This is a genomic window from Pontibacter aquaedesilientis, from assembly GCF_014773225.1.
GTDB lineage: Bacteria > Bacteroidota > Bacteroidia > Cytophagales > Hymenobacteraceae > Pontibacter > Pontibacter aquaedesilientis.
In genome coordinates, this window is the sequence record NZ_JACXAJ010000001.1 from 569,223 (window position 1) to 588,482 (window position 19,260).

The 19,260-nt window shown below is 49.3% G+C and carries 14 protein-coding genes; 9 read left to right on the plus strand and 5 right to left on the minus strand.

The annotated features are described in order from the left end of the window. Complete coding sequence (gene bshB1, locus H9Q13_RS02495; RefSeq protein ID WP_191182164.1) at window positions 1-720, plus strand: bacillithiol biosynthesis deacetylase BshB1; 720 nt, start codon at window positions 1-3, stop codon at window positions 718-720. Between the two features lie 64 nt (window positions 721-784). On the opposite strand, the gene accC is transcribed toward bshB1, so the two are convergent. After that, window positions 785-2,290, minus strand: a complete 1,506-nt coding sequence (accC, locus tag H9Q13_RS02500) for an acetyl-CoA carboxylase biotin carboxylase subunit (RefSeq protein ID WP_191182165.1) — start codon at window positions 2,288-2,290, stop codon at window positions 785-787. 208 nt (window positions 2,291-2,498) lie between these two features. On the opposite strand from accC, the gene H9Q13_RS02505 reads away from it, so the two are divergent. Together H9Q13_RS02505 and H9Q13_RS02510 are read left to right on the plus strand one after the other, a co-directional pair. Next, the gene (locus tag H9Q13_RS02505; RefSeq protein WP_191182166.1) at window positions 2,499-3,737 is read left to right on the plus strand and encodes an aminotransferase class I/II-fold pyridoxal phosphate-dependent enzyme; all 1,239 of its coding nucleotides are present in this window, start codon (window positions 2,499-2,501) and stop codon (window positions 3,735-3,737) included. A gap of 106 nt (window positions 3,738-3,843) precedes the next feature. Next, window positions 3,844-4,035 carry a histone H1 gene (locus H9Q13_RS02510; protein WP_191182167.1) on the plus strand — a complete coding sequence of 64 codons (192 nt, stop codon included), beginning with the start codon at window positions 3,844-3,846 and terminating at the stop codon, window positions 4,033-4,035. A 78-nt stretch (window positions 4,036-4,113) separates the two neighbouring features. On the opposite strand, the gene tyrS is transcribed toward H9Q13_RS02510, so the two are convergent. From tyrS to H9Q13_RS02530, 4 genes are all read right to left on the minus strand, one after another. Beyond that, window positions 4,114-5,418, minus strand: a complete 1,305-nt coding sequence (gene tyrS, locus H9Q13_RS02515; RefSeq protein WP_191182168.1) for a tyrosine--tRNA ligase — start codon at window positions 5,416-5,418, stop codon at window positions 4,114-4,116. A gap of 81 nt (window positions 5,419-5,499) precedes the next feature. Continuing rightward, entirely contained in the window at window positions 5,500-8,079 is a 2,580-nt protein-coding gene (locus H9Q13_RS02520; RefSeq protein WP_191182169.1) for a cellulase family glycosylhydrolase, read from the minus strand. A 69-nt stretch (window positions 8,080-8,148) separates the two neighbouring features. Beyond that, a complete protein-coding gene (locus tag H9Q13_RS02525; RefSeq protein ID WP_191182170.1) occupies window positions 8,149-10,053 on the minus strand; it encodes a DUF294 nucleotidyltransferase-like domain-containing protein in 1,905 nt (634 codons plus the stop codon). Further along, on the minus strand, window positions 10,050-10,769 hold the full coding sequence (locus tag H9Q13_RS02530) for a 3'-5' exonuclease (protein WP_191182171.1): 720 nt from the start codon (window positions 10,767-10,769) through the stop codon (window positions 10,050-10,052). The genes H9Q13_RS02525 and H9Q13_RS02530 overlap by 4 nt, the downstream gene beginning before the upstream one ends. A 213-nt stretch (window positions 10,770-10,982) precedes the next feature. Between H9Q13_RS02530 and holA the strand changes: the two genes are divergently transcribed. The 6 genes from holA to H9Q13_RS02560 all read left to right on the plus strand — a co-directional run bounded on the left by holA (window position 10,983) and on the right by H9Q13_RS02560 (window position 19,257). After that, a complete protein-coding gene (holA, locus tag H9Q13_RS02535; protein ID WP_191182172.1) occupies window positions 10,983-12,032 on the plus strand; it encodes a DNA polymerase III subunit delta in 1,050 nt (349 codons plus the stop codon). 233 nt (window positions 12,033-12,265) lie between these two features. Then, window positions 12,266-15,316, plus strand: coding sequence for a tetratricopeptide repeat protein (locus H9Q13_RS02540; RefSeq protein WP_191182173.1), 3,051 nt, complete (start codon window positions 12,266-12,268; stop codon window positions 15,314-15,316). A 32-nt stretch (window positions 15,317-15,348) separates the two neighbouring features. Next, window positions 15,349-17,037, plus strand: coding sequence for a TonB-dependent receptor (locus H9Q13_RS02545; protein ID WP_191182174.1), 1,689 nt, complete (start codon window positions 15,349-15,351; stop codon window positions 17,035-17,037). A gap of 6 nt (window positions 17,038-17,043) precedes the next feature. After that, on the plus strand, window positions 17,044-18,150 hold the full coding sequence (locus tag H9Q13_RS02550; protein WP_191182175.1) for an HU domain-containing protein: 1,107 nt from the start codon (window positions 17,044-17,046) through the stop codon (window positions 18,148-18,150). 1 nt (window position 18,151) lies between these two features. Beyond that, window positions 18,152-18,856 (plus strand): MotA/TolQ/ExbB proton channel family protein, encoded by a 705-nt coding sequence (locus tag H9Q13_RS02555; RefSeq protein WP_224744022.1) that lies wholly within the window; start codon window positions 18,152-18,154, stop codon window positions 18,854-18,856. Window positions 18,857-18,858: 2 nt separating this feature from the next. Further along, window positions 18,859-19,257, plus strand: a complete 399-nt coding sequence (locus tag H9Q13_RS02560) for an ExbD/TolR family protein (RefSeq protein WP_191182176.1) — start codon at window positions 18,859-18,861, stop codon at window positions 19,255-19,257. The last annotated feature ends 3 nt before the right edge of the window (window positions 19,258-19,260 follow it).

Below are 19,260 nucleotides of genomic sequence, written 5' to 3' on the forward strand. Positions count from 1 at the left end.
ATGAAATTAGACATACTTGCCTTTGCCGCACACCCCGATGACGTAGAGTTGGGTTGTGCCGGAACCCTTATAGCACATATTGCTGCTGGAAAGAAAGCTGGGGTAGTAGACCTTACCCGTGGTGAGCTCGGTACAAGAGGAACGCCAGCTGAACGGGTGGCAGAGGCCGAGGAGGCGGCGAACATCATGGGCTTATCGGTACGCGATAACCTGGGCTTTGCAGACGGTTTTTTTGCCAACGACAAAGAGCACCAATTACAGATTGTCCGTAAAGTTCGCCAGTATCAGCCTGAGATCGTGCTAATGAACGCCTTGCATGACCGTCATCCGGATCATGGAAGAGGAGCGGCCGTTGTTTTGGAGGCCTGTTTCCTGGCAGGTCTTAAAATGATCAAGACACTGGGGGACGATGGATTGGAGCAGGCAGCCTGGCGACCAAATGCTATGTATAACTTCATCCAGGACCGCTATATCACACCTGATTTTGTAATGGATGTGACGCCTTACTGGGAAAAGAAAATGGAAACCATTCGCGCTTTCCGTACTCAGTTTTACAATCCGGATGATAACTCACCCAACACCTACATTTCTTCGCCAGAGTTTCTGGGCTTTATCGAGTCCAGGGGAAAGGAGTTTGGGCATGCAATCGGTGTAACCTATGGCGAGGGTTTCACGGCAGCCAAAAAAGTAGGTGTCAGAAATCTTTTCGATTTGATCTAAACCAATATAAATGAAAAGGGGAGCCGTTCTGAAAACGGCTCCCCTTTTTTGTATGCTGCTATACCTATTTTACTCTGTTCTTGCGCCAGTTCGACCCCATGCCACCAGACTGGTTGCTTTCGGTTGTCGTGCTAACCTTAGGTTTGTTTTTTGTCAGCAACATGGCTGCAAGCACGGCCGCAATTTCTTCTGAATCTTCGGTCGCCTTAGGCTCCAACACACTAGGGTTGAAGTAGAGCTCAATGAACTTGGTGTCAAAGATACCAGAAACGAAAGCCTCGTGTTGGAGCACAAACCTGCCAAACGGGAGGGTGGTCTCTATACCTGTGATCTTATACTCGTCGATGGCACGAATCATTTTTTCGATGGCTTCCTGGCGGTCTTTGCCAAAAGTCACCAGTTTGGCGATCATCGGGTCGTAGTAAATCGGTATATCCATACCTTGCTCAAAACCATCGTCTACACGGACGCCCAATCCTTGCGGCCGGATGTAAGTTTCGAGACGGCCAATGTCAGGCAGGAAGTTGTTAGCCGGATCTTCGGCGTATACACGCAGCTCAAGGGCGTGACCGGTAATCTGCAGATCCTCCTGACGGAAGCTCAGCGGTTTGCCTTCTGCAACCTGAATCTGCTCCTTCACCAGGTCCAGTCCAGTGATCTGTTCCGTTACCGGGTGTTCAACCTGCAGACGGGTATTCATTTCCAGGAAGTAGAAATTCAGGTTTTCGTCAACCAGAAATTCTACAGTACCGGCACCTACATAGTCGCAAGCCTTGGCCACGTCTACGGCACAGCGTCCCATTTCCTCTCTCAAGCCAGGTGTAAGTACGGCCGAAGGGGCTTCCTCAATTACCTTCTGGTGACGACGCTGGATGGAGCACTCACGCTCGAACAAATGCACGATGTTACCATGCGTATCGCCCAGTACCTGTATCTCAATGTGGCGTGGAGAGCCAATGTATTTCTCAATAAAGACGGAACCATCGCCAAAGGCAGAAGTAGCCTCGCTTACGGCTAGCTTCATCTGCTCCTCGAACACATCCACGTTTTCAACCACGCGCATACCTTTACCGCCCCCGCCTGCACTGGCTTTTATCAGGATCGGGAAGCCAACTTCAGAAGCGATTACTTTGGCCTCCTCTACATCCGTGATAGCTTCTTCGGTGCCTGGCACCATCGGGATGTTATACTTGGCAACAGCGGCTTTGGCGGCCAGTTTGCTGCCCATTAGCTCAATTGCCTCAGGGGAGGGAGCTATGAAGATCAAACCGGCTTCTTTCACCTGTCGGGCAAAGCTTGCATTTTCAGACAGGAAACCGTAGCCTGGGTGTATGGCGTCAACCTGCAGACGCTTGCACACGTCTATAATAACATCGCCACGCAGGTATGACTCATTAGACTTGGGTCCGCCTACGCAAACAGCCTCGTCGGCATAACGTACGTGCAGGGCGTTACGGTCTGCCTCACTGTAAATGGCTACCGTGCTGATACCCATTTCTTTGGCCGATCGCATAACACGCAGCGCTATTTCGCCTCGGTTGGCTATTAGTATCTTGTTGATTTTTCTCATGCAGCAGCAAAGCTTTATTTTCTTCAAAGAAACAGCATTGTAGGCAAACTTAAAAATGAGTAGCCGAAAAAGGGAAGGGGATAGTATTAGAAATTGTTTATGAATCTATAAAATCATAAATTTGCTGGCATTATACTTAGAACTGGATATATAGCACAACTAACTATATCAGTACCTTAAATTATCCCGAAACTTAATTAAACACAAGGTGGATTTATTTGAAAAGTTGTTGACCAACAGAGGTCCGTTAGGCAGCCACTCACATTATGCGCATGGCTATTTTACGTTTCCAAAGCTTGAAGGGGAGATCGCTCCGCGCATGAAGTTCAGGGGCAAGGAAGTACTTACCTGGAGCCTTAACAACTACCTGGGCCTGGCGAACCACCCTGAAGTACGTAAAGCTGACGCTGATGCCGCTGCAGAGTGGGGCATGGCCTACCCAATGGGTGCCCGTATTATGTCTGGCAACTCAAACATGCATGAAAAACTGGAGGCTGACCTGGCTGACTTCGTTAAGAAGCCTGACGCGTTATTGCTGAACTTCGGTTATCAGGGTGTGGTATCGATCATTGATGCCTTGGTAGACCGCCACGACGTGATTGTATACGACGCTGAGTCACATGCCTGTATTATTGATGGTGTGCGTCTGCACCAGGGCAAGCGTTTTGTGTATGCGCACAACGATATGGCTAGCCTGGAGAAACAACTGGAGCGTGCTACGCGCTGGACTGACAATACTGGCGGTGCTATCCTGGTGATTACCGAAGGTGTGTTTGGTATGTCTGGTAACTTAGGCAAACTAAAGGAAGTTGTAGATCTGAAAGAGAAATTCCAGTTCAGACTACTAGTGGACGATGCACACGGTTTCGGTACCATGGGTGCTACAGGCGCTGGTACAGGCGAGCACCTGGAATGTCAGGATGGCATCGACGTGTATTTCTCAACCTTTGCCAAGTCTATGGCCAGCATCGGAGCTTTCGTGGCGGCTGATGAACAAGTGGTAGAGTATCTGCGCTACAACATGCGTTCACAGATTTTTGCCAAGTCACTACCCATGCCACTCACTGTAGGCGCTATCAAACGTCTGGAGTTGCTGCGCACAAACCCTGAGTTGAAAGACAAATTATGGGAAGTGGTGAATGCCCTGCAAACAGGACTTCGCGAAAAAGGCTTCAATATCGGTACAACGGAATCACCGGTAACACCAGTGTTCCTGAACGGCCAGATTCCGGATGCTACCCAGTTAACGCTGGACCTGCGTGAGAACTACAATATCTTCTGCTCTATCGTGGTTTACCCGGTGGTTCCTAAAGATGTGATCATGCTGCGCCTTATACCGACTGCCGTGCACTCGCTGGACGACGTGAAAGAGACAATTGAGGCTTTCGAGAAGATTGCACAAAAGCTAGATAAAGGTCTATACTCTAAGTCGACGGTATCCGCTTAATTTGCTGTAAAGGCATATATTAAAGTTTGCTAATCTTTGCATGTTATCATTTATTGTGTATATTAGAGCAGTAAAAACAAATGTTTCACTATAATAAACACCTGTAATGAACAACAACTTTAGCAAACTCAAGGATCTGGTTATGTCGTTGGAGTCTGACTTCGAGAAATTCTACGATAAGAACAACGCAGCTGCCGGTACTCGTGTACGTAAAGGTATGCAAGATCTGAAAAACATGGCTCAGGACATCCGTAAGGAAGTTCAGGACATGAAAAACAGCACTACTGAGAAGAAATAATAAGCTTTTTAAGTAAGCATAACAAAAAAGGTGGTCTGAAAAGACCACCTTTTTTGTTTGTAATAAACTGGTTTGTAGTTAGTTAACTGAAACCAGGAAGTAGTTTTTCTTGCCCTTCTGCACAACCAGGTACTTTTGCTGCAACAACTCAAAGTTTACCTGGTCTTCCGTTCCCGAAACCTTTTGGCGGTTAATGCTCACGCCGCCATTCTTAATCATGCGCTTTGCCTCGCCTTTCGATTCGAATATTTGGCCTCCTGTCACTTCAGAAAGCAGATCGCTCACAGTAGCGGCAGTTTCGTAGTTTTGACGCGATACTTCTATTTGTGGTACGCCCTCGAAAACAGATAGCAAAATATCCTCCCGAAGCCCTTTTAGCGTCTCTAAATCGCCTTTTCCAAATAAAATTTCAGAGGCATCTACCGCAGCCATATAATCTTCTTCGGAGTGTACCCGAATTGTAACATCCTTAGCCAGGGCTTTCTGCAGCACGCGCAAATGTGGGGCTTGTTTGTGCTCTTCTGTCAGGCTTTCAATTTCTTCCTTAGGAAGCAATGTATACACTTTGATCAGCTTCTCTGCCTCTTCGTCGGATAGGTTGAGCCAGAACTGGTAGAATTTGTAGGGTGACGTAAAAGCAGGGTCGAGCCACACGTTGCCACCTTCAGACTTGCCGAATTTAGTGCCATCCGACTTCGTTACCAGTTTGCCCACCAACGCGAAGGCTTTGCCTCCATCTATGCGACGAATCAGTTCAGTCCCGGTCGTGATATTACCCCACTGGTCAGATGCACCCATTTGCAGTCGCACGTTGTTGTGCTTATACAAATGATAAAAATCGTAGCCCTGGATCAGCTGGTATGAAAACTCTGTAAAGGAAAGTCCTTCGGCGCGATCGCCCTCCTCGTCGGCGCTGATACGCTTCTTAACCGAGTCTTTGGCCATCATGTAATTTACGGTGAGGTGTTTGCCTACCTCCCGCAGGAAACCCAGGAAGCTGAACTCTTTAAACCAATCGTAATTGTTCACGATTTCGGCCGAGTTTTCGCCGCTGTTGAAGTCCAGGAACTTCTCCAGTTGTTTGCGTATACCTGCCTGGTTAGCCAGAAGGGTGTTCTCATCCAGCAGGTTTCGCTCGGCTGACTTACCGGATGGGTCACCGATCATACCGGTGGCACCGCCCACCAGGGCAACTGGCTTATGGCCGGCACGCTGCAGGTGCACCAGCAGCATGATGGTGGCCAGGTTGCCGATGTGAAGGGATGACGCGGTCGGGTCGAAACCGATGTAGCCGGTTGTCATACCGGAGGCCAGTTGTTCTTCTGTGCCAGGCATGAAATCATGGAGCATGCCTCTCCATCTTAATTCTTCTATCAGGTTCATGTAAGCCTTAAATCGTCTGTTCAGGGCAAATATAAAAAAGAGTTGGCAGAATAGAGGGACTGTATGCGCATTAGTATGATTCTACTTGCTCAGCCAGATCGATTCTATTTCAAAACTGTAAGGTTTGTCATAATGTTCCGGTGCTATACCTTGACCGAGTGATACCTCGATTTTCTCAATTTGGCTTAGGCGAAAACTCCCTATACCTGCCGCTTGAAACCAGAAGGGGTGGAAGCCCGGGTATGGCCTGGGTAGCAGCATAAACTTATCTGGCTTAAGAGCACTCAGTGGGATTGCCATCTCTTGCATGGTGTTGTGCAATGTGATGCTAGCGCCATAGGCCGTGGCCTCGGTACTTATCAATGTGACCTTCACCTGTATTGGCTCTTTGCTGTCAGTCCTTGCTCGTAGCACCAGTTTTTGAAATTCGGCCAGTTCGGATCTGCGGCCTTCTAGCTTGTCAGCAAAATAGTGTTGCCAGCCCAGAACATGTTCGTTCATGTTCAGGTCTTTGTTGCTTAGTTTCAGAATAAGTTGGCCAGGTTTTTCGGCAGTGATCAGCTGCCGTTCATCGCTGCGCCACAGGTTAGGGTATACCATCAGGTTGCGGTCCTTGCCAGCATTGAAAATCTCAAGTGCACTGTTCTCAGCGGCCACATACAGTTGCCATTTGTTGTCCTGGTAGTAGTCCCAGGCATGTGGGTTGCCTTTGTGGTTTCCCGGGAAGGTGATGTAATCATCCTGGCCTTTCTGCACCATGATCCGGTAGTTTACCAATCCTGGCGTAAGGATGTCAGCGGGCACCTCAGTTTGATAGGTATAGACATCCAGCGGTTTCATCTCAATGGTTTTCCAGATACCAGACAGGTTGTTCATCAAAAGAGTGACTTTGCCCTGAGGAGTTATATCTGTCACCAATGCCTTCAATACAAAGGGTTTGCCTGCTGATACTTCAGGTATAGGTTCATGTGTTACGTATGGATCGGAGCTATGAGGCTGTGGTGCCACAAACTCTGAAAGCTGTAGGTGGGCCAGGCTGCCTTTGGGGTCTTTTCGCTTGCTTCCGTTTTTGGTGAGCAGGTAGGTGCCGGGCTCTATTTGGAAACTCCCGCCTTTTGACTTGGTGCTATACCTGTTGCCTTCGTTGAGCGCATCCACCGCAAAGCTTTGGCCCAGGTCGGACAGAACGATTTGCATAGCATGTGACCTCCACTGTATGCGTGTAACTTCTTTTCGGGACGAGGCTTTGGCAAAGGGATCGCTTACAGGTATGGCATCGGGCATCACCTCGAGTCGCCATACGCCGTTTTCTAGTTTATCCAGAAAATAAGCGCCAAGACCCGTGTACTGTACCAGCTGGGAAGTACCCACCCCGGCGATATGCCTCAACTTTGACGCATTGACTGGTTTTGTGCGTGTGTTGTTAGAGTAGTAGAACTCCGCAGGCGTGTTCATTTCACTGAGTTGCTCCTGGTAGCTTAGTCTGAAAACGTCAAATACACTATCAGCCGGGTACGCGTCAAACTGCTTGAGGCGGGGAAGCTTGTGAAAAGCTTTGGAGGCGATCAGTAGGCTAATGGCTTTGGAGGGTGTATAGGCTAAGTTTACATAATGCGTCTGGTATTCGGTGTTGGCATAGGCGGTGGCCATCGGGTCGTAGGCGAACTGGGTAGCCCACTGAAAGCCTGCTTCCCGGAAACTGCGTGCCATGGCGGGGTACATAATGGGCTGGGCTATATCGCCTGCGTCGAATTCATATACCATGCGGGCTTTGCCAGCAAATTGCGGAATAGTATCGAATGGAATTTGGTATTTATCGACATGCGGCAGGAAATTGCCCTGGAGGGTGCGATTGGCTACAAGGCCGGTGGGGTACCACTGAAAACTGACGCCGTCAACGTTCGCTTTGGCCACGGCGTCGGCATAGGCAGGGGATTCGCTGATGTTGTAGAAAATGGGTTTGGTCCAGCCTGTTGCCCTCATCACACTGACCATGCGGTTGATATATTCCGTTGCCCGCTCTTTGGGGCCAGTATGGTGAGGTTCATTGTTCACCTCAGCCGCAATCACATCCGGGTCGTCTTGGTAAGTGAGCTTGGTATAGGGATTTACGTGCTTAAGAAACTGCTCCAAGTATCGCTCCTGCGCTTTCAAGGCTGCTTCTTCGGTCACGGCCTTCTGCTTGCCATACTTGCTTGAAAAGCTTCCTGTATCAATATCAGGTTCCGGATAGCCCGGGCCCCAAAACGCGATGGGTGTAATCAGGATCTTGATGTTGCGCTGTTTGAGTTGATGCACCAGGTAATCAAAGAGTCGCAGGTGTTCATTTTGAAGCAGATTGCCCAGCGAGTCACTGATCTCCGTATCCCAAACGTGCACCCGGAAAGCATTGAAGCCCAGCCGGGCCATGTGGTACACATCCTGATCGATGGCTTTCTCTACATCCAAGCCAAGCGCTTTGTGAGAGCGATAGCCATAGGCAAACGGCACGGTATAGTTCACCCCAAAAAAGTTTGCCTCTGCATTGCCCTTTTGCCAACGGAGCACCCCTTGTTTGTCTACATAGACCGGGTTAGTTTGCTGACCGAAGACAGGTATAGCCAACGAGAGAAGCGATAAAAGGGTAAATGCGCGTATGCCTGTGCGTAGAAGTGGATGCATGCAGTTGGTTTTAGGGTAATTGATTTACACAATGAGCATAGTAAAGGTAGCTGTACCTTAAAGCGGGCATTAGTACAGCGTATTCATAAACCCCACCCTGATCTTAGTCTGGAAGTCACTGATTACCTTGAAAATCTCTTTGAGTGTGACTTGCTCAATCTTTGTCAGTGTCTTCGGGTCAATGAAGTTATCGGGTTCTGCCTTATCATCGATAATCTGGATGGCCTGTTTTTTTAGCCGCATACCCATCAGGTAATAATAGCCCTGCAGCAATTCCTGCTGCTCTTTTTCCGTAAACACACCCATTGCTGTAAGGGCTTGCAGTCGTTCTCCGGTGTTGGTTTTGAAAATACGGTTGCGAAGCGCGTAGGCACGCACCAGATCCACGATAGGCGTCATGGTCTTTTTTAGGTTGAACACTTGCTGGCTGCCTTTGCTGAAGGTCTTGATGTTTTTAAAGAAGGTAAGCGGAGGTTCGTATTGCAGGGCATTCTGGGCCATATGGTGCAAAAACCTGTGGTGGGGATTCTCCAGTTCCTCGTGCAGGAAGACCTTCAACTCATCCATAATAGCCTCCTCGCCAAACAGGTAGCGGCAATCGAAGAAGGTGGCTACTTTCAAAACGGCCTCCGGGTCCGATTCTTCCATCCAGGTGCGGTAATTGCGTTTCCAGTGGGAGAGGGAGTGGGTCCACTTGGAGTTTTTAGCCATGAACCCCCCTTCGCAGAAACTAAAGCCAATGGTATCCAATCGCTCTGACACGGTGCTGGCGAATTGCAGGAAATACTCCCGGACCATCTCACGTTGTTCGTTTGCCTTGTCTTCGTAAATGATGGCGTTGTCCTGGTCTGTTTTGAGGGTTTGCTCTTTGCGTCCTTCGCTGCCCAGCACCATAAAAACGAATTTAGCCGGTGGTGGTCCCATCTCTTCAATAACACCTTCAATTACGGTCACGGCAATTGTATCAGCCACGGTGGTAATCACCTGGTTGACAATCTCGGACTTAACGCCTCGGTCGAGTAACTGATAGACGATAGAAGGTACTTTCTGCCATTTCTGCCGCAGTTCCTGCACGGAGCGGGCCAGTTTAACGGATTGTATGAACATAAACGGGGACTGTGCCAGACTGCTGAGCAGTTTGTTCCGGCTGATGAAACCGCTATACCCTTTGCTGTTGGCGATAAGCAGATAGCGTGCTCTTGTCTGGAACATCAGTAGGATAGCCTCATACACAAAAGCCTGATCGCTGATGGATATGATCGGCTGATCCATTATTTCCCGTACCGGACGGGTAACATCCACCTGCCGGGCCACCACGTTGTTGCGCAGGGTCAGGTCTGTTACGTACCCGGTTATCTGGGCATGCTGGTTTTGTATAAAAAGGCAGCTGATCTTATGCCACACCATGGTTTTGGCTGCTTCGAAGATGGGGGTATCGCCCGTACAGGCAACGATGTCTCGCGGCTCGATGGTTTCCAGCTTGCGGGAGTATAGCTGGTCTGCCGCTATGTAGTTTTCGGTAGCCGTGTTGGAGGGCCTTACGAAGTGAGCGTACTCTTCGTCGAGCATGCGTCGCCCATACTCCGCTGTAAAGAAATGAAAGAAGCCTTCGTAAGCCTGGCAAAGGGCGATGAATTCCTTTCGGTGCAAGGAGTAAACCACCGTTCCTTTTTTGGCGATGACAGTTCGGATAGAGCGTTTCCGGTTCAGCAGGATAGAAGAGCCACCGTAGCAGTAACCGCTCTTGCGGTGGTCAGGAAGCCGTTTGTTTTGTTCGCTGTCGTAAAAGAAAAGCTCGTATTCTCCCGCCACAATAATATCGACGCTTCGCATTTTGGAGGAATCCTGCAGGTATATGATTGACTCCTTGGTGTGGTGTACCTCCTGGAGCAAATCAGACACACCCTGCAGCACTTCATCCGGAAGCAGGTTGAAGGGTGTTACAGTTTTAAGAAACTCAAACTTTTCGTTCATATAACCAATGATAAGATTAAGTAAATGAGCAGGATACCCAACAAGCCGCCGGCCATGTAGAGCAACTTGCTTTGCCTGGTTCCGGGCTTGGCTCTGAGGGCCATTTCAGGTATAGGCTGCTGCTGCAGCACGATCGTCTGCTCGTTGATATCGCCTTTGCGCCAAAGTTCGAAAAAGCACCTGGCCGTTGCGTTGGCGTCCACTGAGGCGTCATGCTCGTCCTGGAGTGGCTCCTGAAACAGGCGCATGTACAGTTCGCCCAGCCGCATGTGCCGCTGCCGTGATTCCCTAATGAAATGGGAAGTCGCCAACATGGTGCAGAAGGCCGGAAGCTCCAGCAAGGGATTGTCGAGTCCGGCCCTGTAAAAGCCCAGCCCCAGCATATGATAATCCAATTGCATGAAATGACCGACAACCAAGGGCTTGTAGTAAAGCAGATCATCATGAAGACACTGCATCACAGTGCCTCGTGCCAGTCCTTTATTTTGAAGGAAATCTTGGCTGATGCCATGAATCCGCTGCGAGACAGGATGTATTTCGTAGTCTGATGCGGCGATGTAGAAGTTCTCAGCCTTGACCTGTTGACCGTCCCAGGTGTATACCTCCCACGCTACCTGCACGATGTGCGGCCAGTTATCAGGAGCAGAATAGGGTAGGTTCCAGTCTTTGGGCAGGCCGGAAGTTTCGGTGTCGACAAAAAGCAAGTACTCGTTCACTTTATAAATTTACGCAATCTCTGAAAGGTACCGAACAAAAAGCCAGGTATAAATTCAGGGAGCAGGTATAGCGACCCGATTTATCCGCACTTTTGCCCGACTAATCTCTCATTTTCCTATTTTATTTTGACCGCTATACCTTAAATTTGTAGGAGGGCAGGAGGAAGCTAGCCGGCTATACCTGTTCCTTACAACCTATAGCCATTTTCCAGTATGTCCCACACACCCGAAGGCATTTTAGAGCAGCTCCACAAGCGTCACTTTGCGCCTGTCTATTTTTTGCAGGGCGAGGAGCCTTATTATATCGACCTGATTTCTGACTACATAGAGGCCAATACCCTGCAAGAGCACGAAAAAGGCTTTAACCAGGTGGTGGTGTATGGGAAGGATGTGGATGTGGCCACGGTGCTGCTGCAGGCCAAACGATTCCCGATGATGTCGGAGCGCCAGGTGGTGATCGTGAAAGAGGCGCAGAGTATTTTGGATCTGGAGAAAGAGGAGGGAATGAAGCAACTGGAAGCTTACCTGCAACACCCGCTTCCATCCACCATTCTTGTTTTTTGCCACAAGCACAAGTCCCTGGATGGACGCAAGTCACTGGGCAAAGCCATGCAGAAGCACGCCGTGCTGCTCACCACCAAGAAGCTGTACGATAACCAGATTCCTGCCTGGATTAATAATTATGTTAAGTCGAAGGGTTTGCAGATAAGTCCGAAGGCCGTGCTGCTGCTGAGTGAGTTCATAGGTGCGGACTTGTCGCGTCAGGCAAACGAGATCGACAAGCTGCTCATTAACCTGAAGCCCGGGCAGATGATTGATGAACGGGTAGTGCAGGAGAACGTGGGCATCAGCAAGGAATATAACATCTTCGAATTGCAGTCGGCCCTGATCGCGCAGGATGCTTTGAAGGCGAACCGAATCATTCTCTACTTTGAAGCCAACCCCAAAAACAACCCGCTTATACCTAACCTCAGCCTGCTATTCTCCTTTTTTACGAAGCTGCTGTGCCTGCACCAGTCAAGCGACAAGTCGGAGTCAGGGGTAAGGAAGAACCTCGGCAACCGGGGTTTTCTGGTGAAGGAGTACATGCAGGCGCTTCGTGTTTTTCCTTTGGGCCGGGTAGCCGATATTCTACATCACATCAGAGTTGCTGACCTGCAGGTGAAAGGTATAACCGGCGGCGATATGGGCGAATCGGATATTCTCAAGGAATTGGTTTTCAAGATTCTGCATCCGGTGCCCAGAACTTTAACATTTCATTAAGATTGATTTCTCGCATTCAGTACAATATTTGCTATGGCTACCGCATTGTATAGGGGGTACACCTAAATTTAGCCTGACGGGGTAAGAGGTTTCTTGCCTGCAGTTCGTTGGGCTGTCAATTTTTATTTAACTTTGGCTGAGGCAACTTGCCTGCGGCGCCGAACAGCGCTGCGTGCATTAGTACCTTTGATTAAGACACACGATTGGCTCCGGTAGGGGCATAACTGATAAATATGAAGATAGCCTATAAAGTAGCGCTTGCATCTGTACTGGCTGGTGGAAGCCATGTGGTCGCGGCGCAACACACGCAGGTTTTTACCGCAAAGGATAAGTATTACCACGAAGGAGTGGAGCTGTTCGACCGTGCCAAGTATGGTGCGGCGCAGGAAGCCTTTCGTAAGTATATCAACCTGATCGGGGATGATGCCAAGACAGCCGACGCCCAGTATTACTATGCCCTGAGCGGCTTATACCTATTGCACCCGGATGCCGAGCAGCTGATTCTCAACTTTGCACGCAAGTTCCCTGCCCACCCCAAAACGACGCTGGCTAACTACGAACTGGGCCTGTTCTATTTTGAGAACAAGGACTATAAAAAGGCGGTGGAATTGTTGGAGAAGGCGCCAATACACCTGCTGAGCATCAAGCAGCAGAAAGAGTTGGAGTTCAAGCTGGGCTATTCCTATTTTGCCAATAAAGACTTCAAGAACGCCAAAATCTGGTTTGATAAGAATAAAACAACTGGTTTCCGGGAGGAGGAGCATCGCTTTGCTTTCGCCTCCAACTACTATGCCGGCTACATTGCTTACCGCGAAGGGGACTACGCCTCTGCCAAGGCCGACCTGCTGATCGCTGAGAAGAACGAGGCTTATGCTCAGATCGTACCTTATATGATCACTGAAATCCTCTATAAGGAGCAGGATGTGTTTGAGGTGATACGCTATGGTGAAGCGGCCCTTGCCAAAAAGCCGCAGGTACAGCAGAGTGACGAAATTGCCCTGCTTGTGGGGGATGCCTACTATCAGCGCGGTGATTACAAGGCAGCGGAAAAATATTTCAGCCAGTATGCACAGGGCAAGCGCAAACTAGAGCCCGTGGTACAGTATAAAATCGCCTACACGGATTACAAGAACGGAAACTACAAAAACGCGATCGCCAACTTTAAAGAAGTGGCGTTGAAAAAAGACGCGTTGGGACAGAATGCAGCCTACTACCTTGGGTTAAGTTACCTGCGCGAAGACAACAAGCAGTTTGCGTTAACGGCTTTTGACCAGGCCCGCAAAAGCGATCACGATAAGCAAATCACAGAAGGTGCTACCCTCAAATATGCACAGGTGAGTTACGAACTGGGCAATTTCCGTGAAGTACTGAACTCGCTGCAGACATTCAACAAGGATTTCCCGAATTCAGAGCTGAGTGCTGAGGCAGATAACCTGCTGAGCGAAGCCTATTTCAACTCCAACAATTACCCGGAAGCCATACGCCATATAGAGAGTATGCCTACCAAGAGCTACCGCATCCTGCAGACTTACCAGCGCGTGACCTATCACCATGGCGTAAACCTGTTCAATGAGGGTAAATTCCCGACAGCGGTATCCATGCTCGATAAGTCTTTGCAGTACCCCTATGATAAAGAGATCACGGCGGCAAGCCACTTCGTGAAAGGAGAGGCTTACTCCATGGGGCAGCGTTATGTGGATGCCATCAATAGTTATGCGGCCGTTTTCCGGAACAGCGAGGCCAGCAAGTCTGAGTATTACATGAAGTCGCGCTACGGTATAGGCTATGCTTACTACAACAGCAAGGAGTATGACAAGGCCATGCCACATTTCAAAGCCTACGTGGATGGCACCACTCCCAAAGACCCGAACCACTACGATGCCATGATCCGACTGGCGGACCTGCATTATGTGAACAAGCAGTATAGCCAGGCATTGGGAGTTTACGACAAAGTACTCGCTTCCAATTCAGCTGACAAAGACTACGTTTATTTCCAGAAAGGTCTGGTGCAAAGCCTGAGCGGCAACAAAGAAGGAGCGAAGCAAAATCTTCAAACGGTTGTTAGCCAGTACCCAAGTTCCCGCTACGCCGAGGCGGCCCTATACCAGCGAGCCCTGATCGATTTTGAATCGGGCAACTACCAGCCGGCAGTGGCTGGCTTCACCAGTCTGATACAGAACAAACCGCAAAGCAAGCTGGTGCCTAACGCGTTGGAGAAACGAGGTATAGCCTATGCCAACCTGGGCAAGCATGCCGAGGCAGCACAGGATTACAAGCGTGTGCTGGACGAATTCCCGAACTCACGCTCTGCCAGCGGTTCGCTCTACAGCTTGCAGGAAGTGTTGGCGACTCAAAACCGCAGCGACGAGTTTGACGCCTATGCCGCCAAGTTCAAGGCTGCCAATCCAGAAAGCAATGCGCTGGAAAGCATTGAGTTCGAAGCGTCTAAAACATTGTACTTCAACGAGAAATACGAGCAGGCCATTGCGAAACTGGAGTCATACCTGAAGACTTATACCAAGAGTCCGTTTGCGAGCGATGCCCGTTATTTCCTGGCTGACTCATACCTGCGGGTGAATAACCTGAAAGTTGGTTTGGAGCGGATGAAAGAAGTGGTAGCCGAAAATAAAACGGATTATGTGAACCGTGCCATCCAGAAAGTGGCCGATGTGGAATTTGATCAGAAGAACTACAAGGAAGCCATCAAGTATTACAGCCGTCTGCGTGATCTGGCCAGCAACCGCCGTGAGCAGCAGACTGCCCTCATAGGCTTGATGAAGAGCCACTTCCTGACCAATGATCATACCTCTTCCAAGCGCATCGCCAACGAATTGATCAGCCAGGGCAATGCCGCCTTGCATGCTTATAACACAGCCCTGTTGTATAAGGCGAAGTCCACTTATGCCGAAGGAAACATGGAGCAGGCCTTGAAGGAGTTACGCGAGGCATCGGCGGCTGCGGCTGACGAAAACGGTGCAGAAGCGCAGTACCTGGTGGCTGAGATCCTGTTCAAGCAGAAGAAATACAAAGAGTCTGTAGACGCAGCTTACGAGTTCAACAACAAATTCTCAAGCTACGACTACTGGTTGGGTAAGTCCTTCCTGGTAATTGCCGATAACTATGCGGCCCAGAACGAAATGTTCCAGGCGCGTGCCACGCTCAACTCCATCATCGAAAACTCCCCGGAGGCTGAGATTGTGGCAGAGGCGAAGCAGAAACTGGCCGCTATGGGCGGTGAGAACAGTAACCCGGCAGACACCCTGAAGGGAGCAGGAAGAAAGTAATTCAACTGATTACGCTGAAGAGAAACATCATCATGAAGAATAAATTTAAGAAAGCCTCGCTCGCAATCGTACTTTGTGTAGGGTATAGCTTTATGAATAACGCAGCCGCTCAAACCACAGGCTGGGGCGAGGGCGCTAAGCTGCAGGACGCGGAAGTGGTGGTAGAAAAGGACCGCAAGATTGAACTGCCGCGAGCTTCCCGAAACTATCAGAAATTTGCCGTGGCACCGCCTGAGCCCGGCGACCGTAACGTGCGTTACCGCTTTAGCGACTACCGGCTGGCTGACCAGAGCGTTGATTTGCAAATGAAGGTGCTCACCATCAAGCAGGATGAACTCACCAAGCTCTATGGCAACTACCTGAAAGCCGGACTCGGGAACTATGCTACGCTATACCTGAAAGGATATTTCCATAACAAGCGTAGTAATGTGGCTTCCTATGGTGCAGACGTCAGCCATATAACATCGGCCAGAGGTCCCGTGGACAAGGGCAACTCTGCCGTTACCAACTCTGCCATCAACCTGAACGGGGAAGCCTATATGCAGGGCCTAACCATTGGCGGGAAGCTGGGGTATGGACGCGACAAGTATCATTTCTACGGGTATAATCCGGTTAGGGAATTACCAGTCGACAAAGACACCATCAGCCAGGTGTTTAACCGTGTAAATGCCGAAGGCTACATGCACAACCACACCTCAGGGGCTCCTTTCCTGTATAAAGCCGGCATGAACGTGAATTACCTCAACGACCGGTACGACATGCGTGAAACGAACATTGCTTTCAAGCTGAACAGTGAGTATGGCATTGACGATGTTTCGGGCATTAAGGTGGATGCTGATCTGTCCCTGGTGTCGCACAAAGACTCTGCTTCGGTTAGCCGCAGCTTGTTCAAAATTCATCCCCAGTATGAGCGTCAGCTGAATGCGCTGCGCATCTCCGTTGGCGCTAACATCGCGCACACGGGCGACACTGTAAACGATGCCCGTAAGTTCAATGTCTACCCTACGGTACGTGTAGGATTGGAGCCGATAAAAGATAACCTATTGATTTACGCAGGTATAGGGGGTGATTTGCAAAGGGTTACTTTATATACCTTAACAGAAGAGAATCCTTTCCTGGCTCCGAACGTGCGGGTAGCTGACCAGAACAAAGGATTGGAAGTATATGGCGGCATGCAGGCCAATATTGCCAATTATGTGCACCTGACAGGACGTGTTGCCTACCAGAATTTCCGCAACATGTACTTCTATAACAACTCCGCCAGTGACTCTACCAAGTTTGACCTGGTGTATGATGATGGCGTGACAAATGTTTTTAATGTTTATGCAGAGGCCGTGTTTAATTATTCTGACGAGGTTCGCATAGGTTTAAAGGCTGATTATAACAAGTATAGCACAGCCAGCTTAGAGCAGGCATTTCACCGCCCGGAGCTGATGGCGAGTGTTTTTGCCACCTACAACTTCTACGATAAGATTCTGTTTAATTCAGAACTTTACTATATTGGGAGTTCTTTCGGGCGCATTAACCGTCCGGACGGTACTTCTGAGCTAAAGGAGACAGATACGATCATGGATCTGAACCTGAAGGCAGACTACAGATTCTCCAACAGGTTCACGACTTTCCTGATGGTAAACAATTTGTTTGGTCAGAAGTATGAAAGGTTTGTAAATTACCCGAACAAAAGTATAAATCTGATAGGGGGAGTCTCTTATTCATTCTAAGTGCCTATGGTAGAGAAGCACATCAAGAACCTGCTCTTTAATCACGACTGTGTGATCATTCCCGAATTTGGGGGACTGATCACGCGGTACGTTCCGGCCAGTATCAATCCGGTGAAACACATGCTGGTGCCGCCATCCAAAAAGATCGCTTTCAACGAAAAGCTGGTTTTGAACGATGGGCTGCTCATCAGCACGATCGCTTATGCCAACAATATTTCCAAAGAGGAGGCAAAGCAAATGGTGGTGGCGTTTGTGCACAGTGCGCGCACGCGTTTAAATGGCGAAAACCGATTTGAACTGGCTGACATTGGTGTTTTCCGATACAATGCGGAACGCCGGTTAGAGTTCGAATACAAAGAGTCTGAAAACCTGCTTGAATCCAGCTTCGGATTGCCTGAGATTGTGGCAAGACCGATTCGCGCCGAAGAGCCTGCTGTGCTGCGCACACTGCTCAAAGAGCGCAAGGCTGAACCTGCACCTGTGAAACAGCCATTGCGTAGCCGTCTGAGACGTGCTTATAATGTTGCAGCCGGACTGGCCCTAACTGGATTGGTAGGAGCAGGTTTGTACATGCTTTCATTGCAGACAGACTATACCATCAGTAGTTTGAGTCCAACCTCTTTGTTTGGTGCGGAGCGCCAGGCCGCCGAGGAAAACGCATCTGCATCTGTGACTACTCAAATGCCAGCAGATCAATTTGCTTCAGCAGAGGAGAGTTTGGAAATGGAGGACAACGCAGTTAGCCTTGCGGAAGGCTCAGGCTTGACAGAAACTTCAATAGAGGCGACTCAATATGCAGCAGATGAAAGCGTTATAGCTAAAGCTGATGAGCAAGGTGCTGCCGTGGAAGTTGAGCAGCCTAGCACGACGATAAGTGGTAAGGATGGACGCTTTTACATCATTACAGGAGGGTACGCCCGCATGCACAATGCGGAATTCAGCCGACAGGAAATAGCTGAGAAGGGGCACGAGGCCAAAGTGCTGGAACCAGGACGCGGCAACAGACTGTTCAAGGTAGCTGTTGCTGATTTTGCAACGGCAGAAGAGGCGCAGGCCGCTATGGATACCTACAGACAATCATTCGGAGAAACAATTTGGGTTTATAATAATTAACATGACATCTCTTTTCTTACAAATTACAACTACCCCAGCTGACACGACTGTTGCTCTTGCTGAGGGTGCTGAAGCGGCCGATAGCTCTGTTTCTTTGCTTGACCTTGCCATGGCAGGCGGCTGGGCTATGATTCCTTTGGCGCTATTATCACTGGCTGCTGTTTACATTTTCTTTGAGCGTTATCTGACCTTGAAGAAAGCAGCCAAAAACCCGGATGGTTTCAGCGACCGCATTAAAAGTATGGTACTGGCAGGAGATATCAACGGTGCCCGTATGCTGTGCGCCCAGACCAACACACCGGTATCCAGAATGCTGGGCAAGGGAGTAAGCCGTATTGGTAACCCGCTAAAAAACATTGAGACTTCCATCGAGAACGTAGGTAAGATCGAGATCAGCAAGCTGGAACGCAATCTGGCTGCTCTAGCAACAATTGCAGGTGCTGCGCCTATGCTGGGTTTCCTTGGAACTGTAACGGGTATGATCCAGGCCTTTATCGCGATTGCGCAGGCAGAGGGATCAGTTAGCCCACAATTGCTTTCTGCCGGTATTTACCAGGCCATGGTAACAACGGCTACAGGTCTGATGATTGGTCTGCCAGCCTATGTAGGGTATAACTACCTGGTATCGAAGATCGACAACATCGTACATGCCATGGAATACTCCTCCATCGAGTTTATTGATCTGTTACAAGAACCACAACTTTAAGCATGAACTTACGCTCAAAAAACAGGATCAACCCCGAGTTCAGCATGTCGTCTATGACCGACATCATCTTCCTGTTGCTTATATTTTTCATGCTCACCTCCAGCTTTGTAACGCCTACCGGTTTGCCGGTGAGCTTACCTACTAGCAAGTCATCCAACATCGTGATGCAAAAGATCAGCGTGACCATTACACCTGACTTAAAGTATTACTTGAATGAGAAAGAGATATCCTTGACTGACCTGGAGCCACAGTTGGCAGCACTTTTGCAAGGGACTGAAGAAGGAGTGGTGGTATTGCATGTTGACAAGAGTGTTCCGGTGGAGTACCTGGTAAATGTTGCCAGCATTGCTTCAAGCCTGAATGCTAAAGTCACGTTGGCCACTGTGCCGGCTGAGAAATAAAGA

Excerpts from the sequence above, each read along its gene's own strand:
- H9Q13_RS02545 (WP_191182174.1), top strand. The coding sequence starts at position 15,349 with ATGAAGAATAAATTTAAGAAAGCCTCGCTCGCAATCGTACTTTGTGTA.
- H9Q13_RS02520 (WP_191182169.1), bottom strand. The coding sequence starts at position 8,079 with ATGCATCCACTTCTACGCACAGGCATACGCGCATTTACCCTTTTATCG.
- accC (WP_191182165.1), bottom strand. The coding sequence starts at position 2,290 with ATGAGAAAAATCAACAAGATACTAATAGCCAACCGAGGCGAAATAGCG.
- H9Q13_RS02560 (WP_191182176.1), top strand. The coding sequence starts at position 18,859 with ATGAACTTACGCTCAAAAAACAGGATCAACCCCGAGTTCAGCATGTCG.
- H9Q13_RS02510 (WP_191182167.1), top strand. The coding sequence starts at position 3,844 with ATGAACAACAACTTTAGCAAACTCAAGGATCTGGTTATGTCGTTGGAG.
- H9Q13_RS02525 (WP_191182170.1), bottom strand. The coding sequence starts at position 10,053 with ATGAACGAAAAGTTTGAGTTTCTTAAAACTGTAACACCCTTCAACCTG.
- tyrS (WP_191182168.1), bottom strand. The coding sequence starts at position 5,418 with ATGAACCTGATAGAAGAATTAAGATGGAGAGGCATGCTCCATGATTTC.
- H9Q13_RS02550 (WP_191182175.1), top strand. The coding sequence starts at position 17,044 with ATGGTAGAGAAGCACATCAAGAACCTGCTCTTTAATCACGACTGTGTG.
- H9Q13_RS02540 (WP_191182173.1), top strand. The coding sequence starts at position 12,266 with ATGAAGATAGCCTATAAAGTAGCGCTTGCATCTGTACTGGCTGGTGGA.
- bshB1 (WP_191182164.1), top strand. The coding sequence starts at position 1 with ATGAAATTAGACATACTTGCCTTTGCCGCACACCCCGATGACGTAGAG.
- holA (WP_191182172.1), top strand. The coding sequence starts at position 10,983 with ATGTCCCACACACCCGAAGGCATTTTAGAGCAGCTCCACAAGCGTCAC.
- H9Q13_RS02555 (WP_224744022.1), top strand. The coding sequence starts at position 18,152 with ATGACATCTCTTTTCTTACAAATTACAACTACCCCAGCTGACACGACT.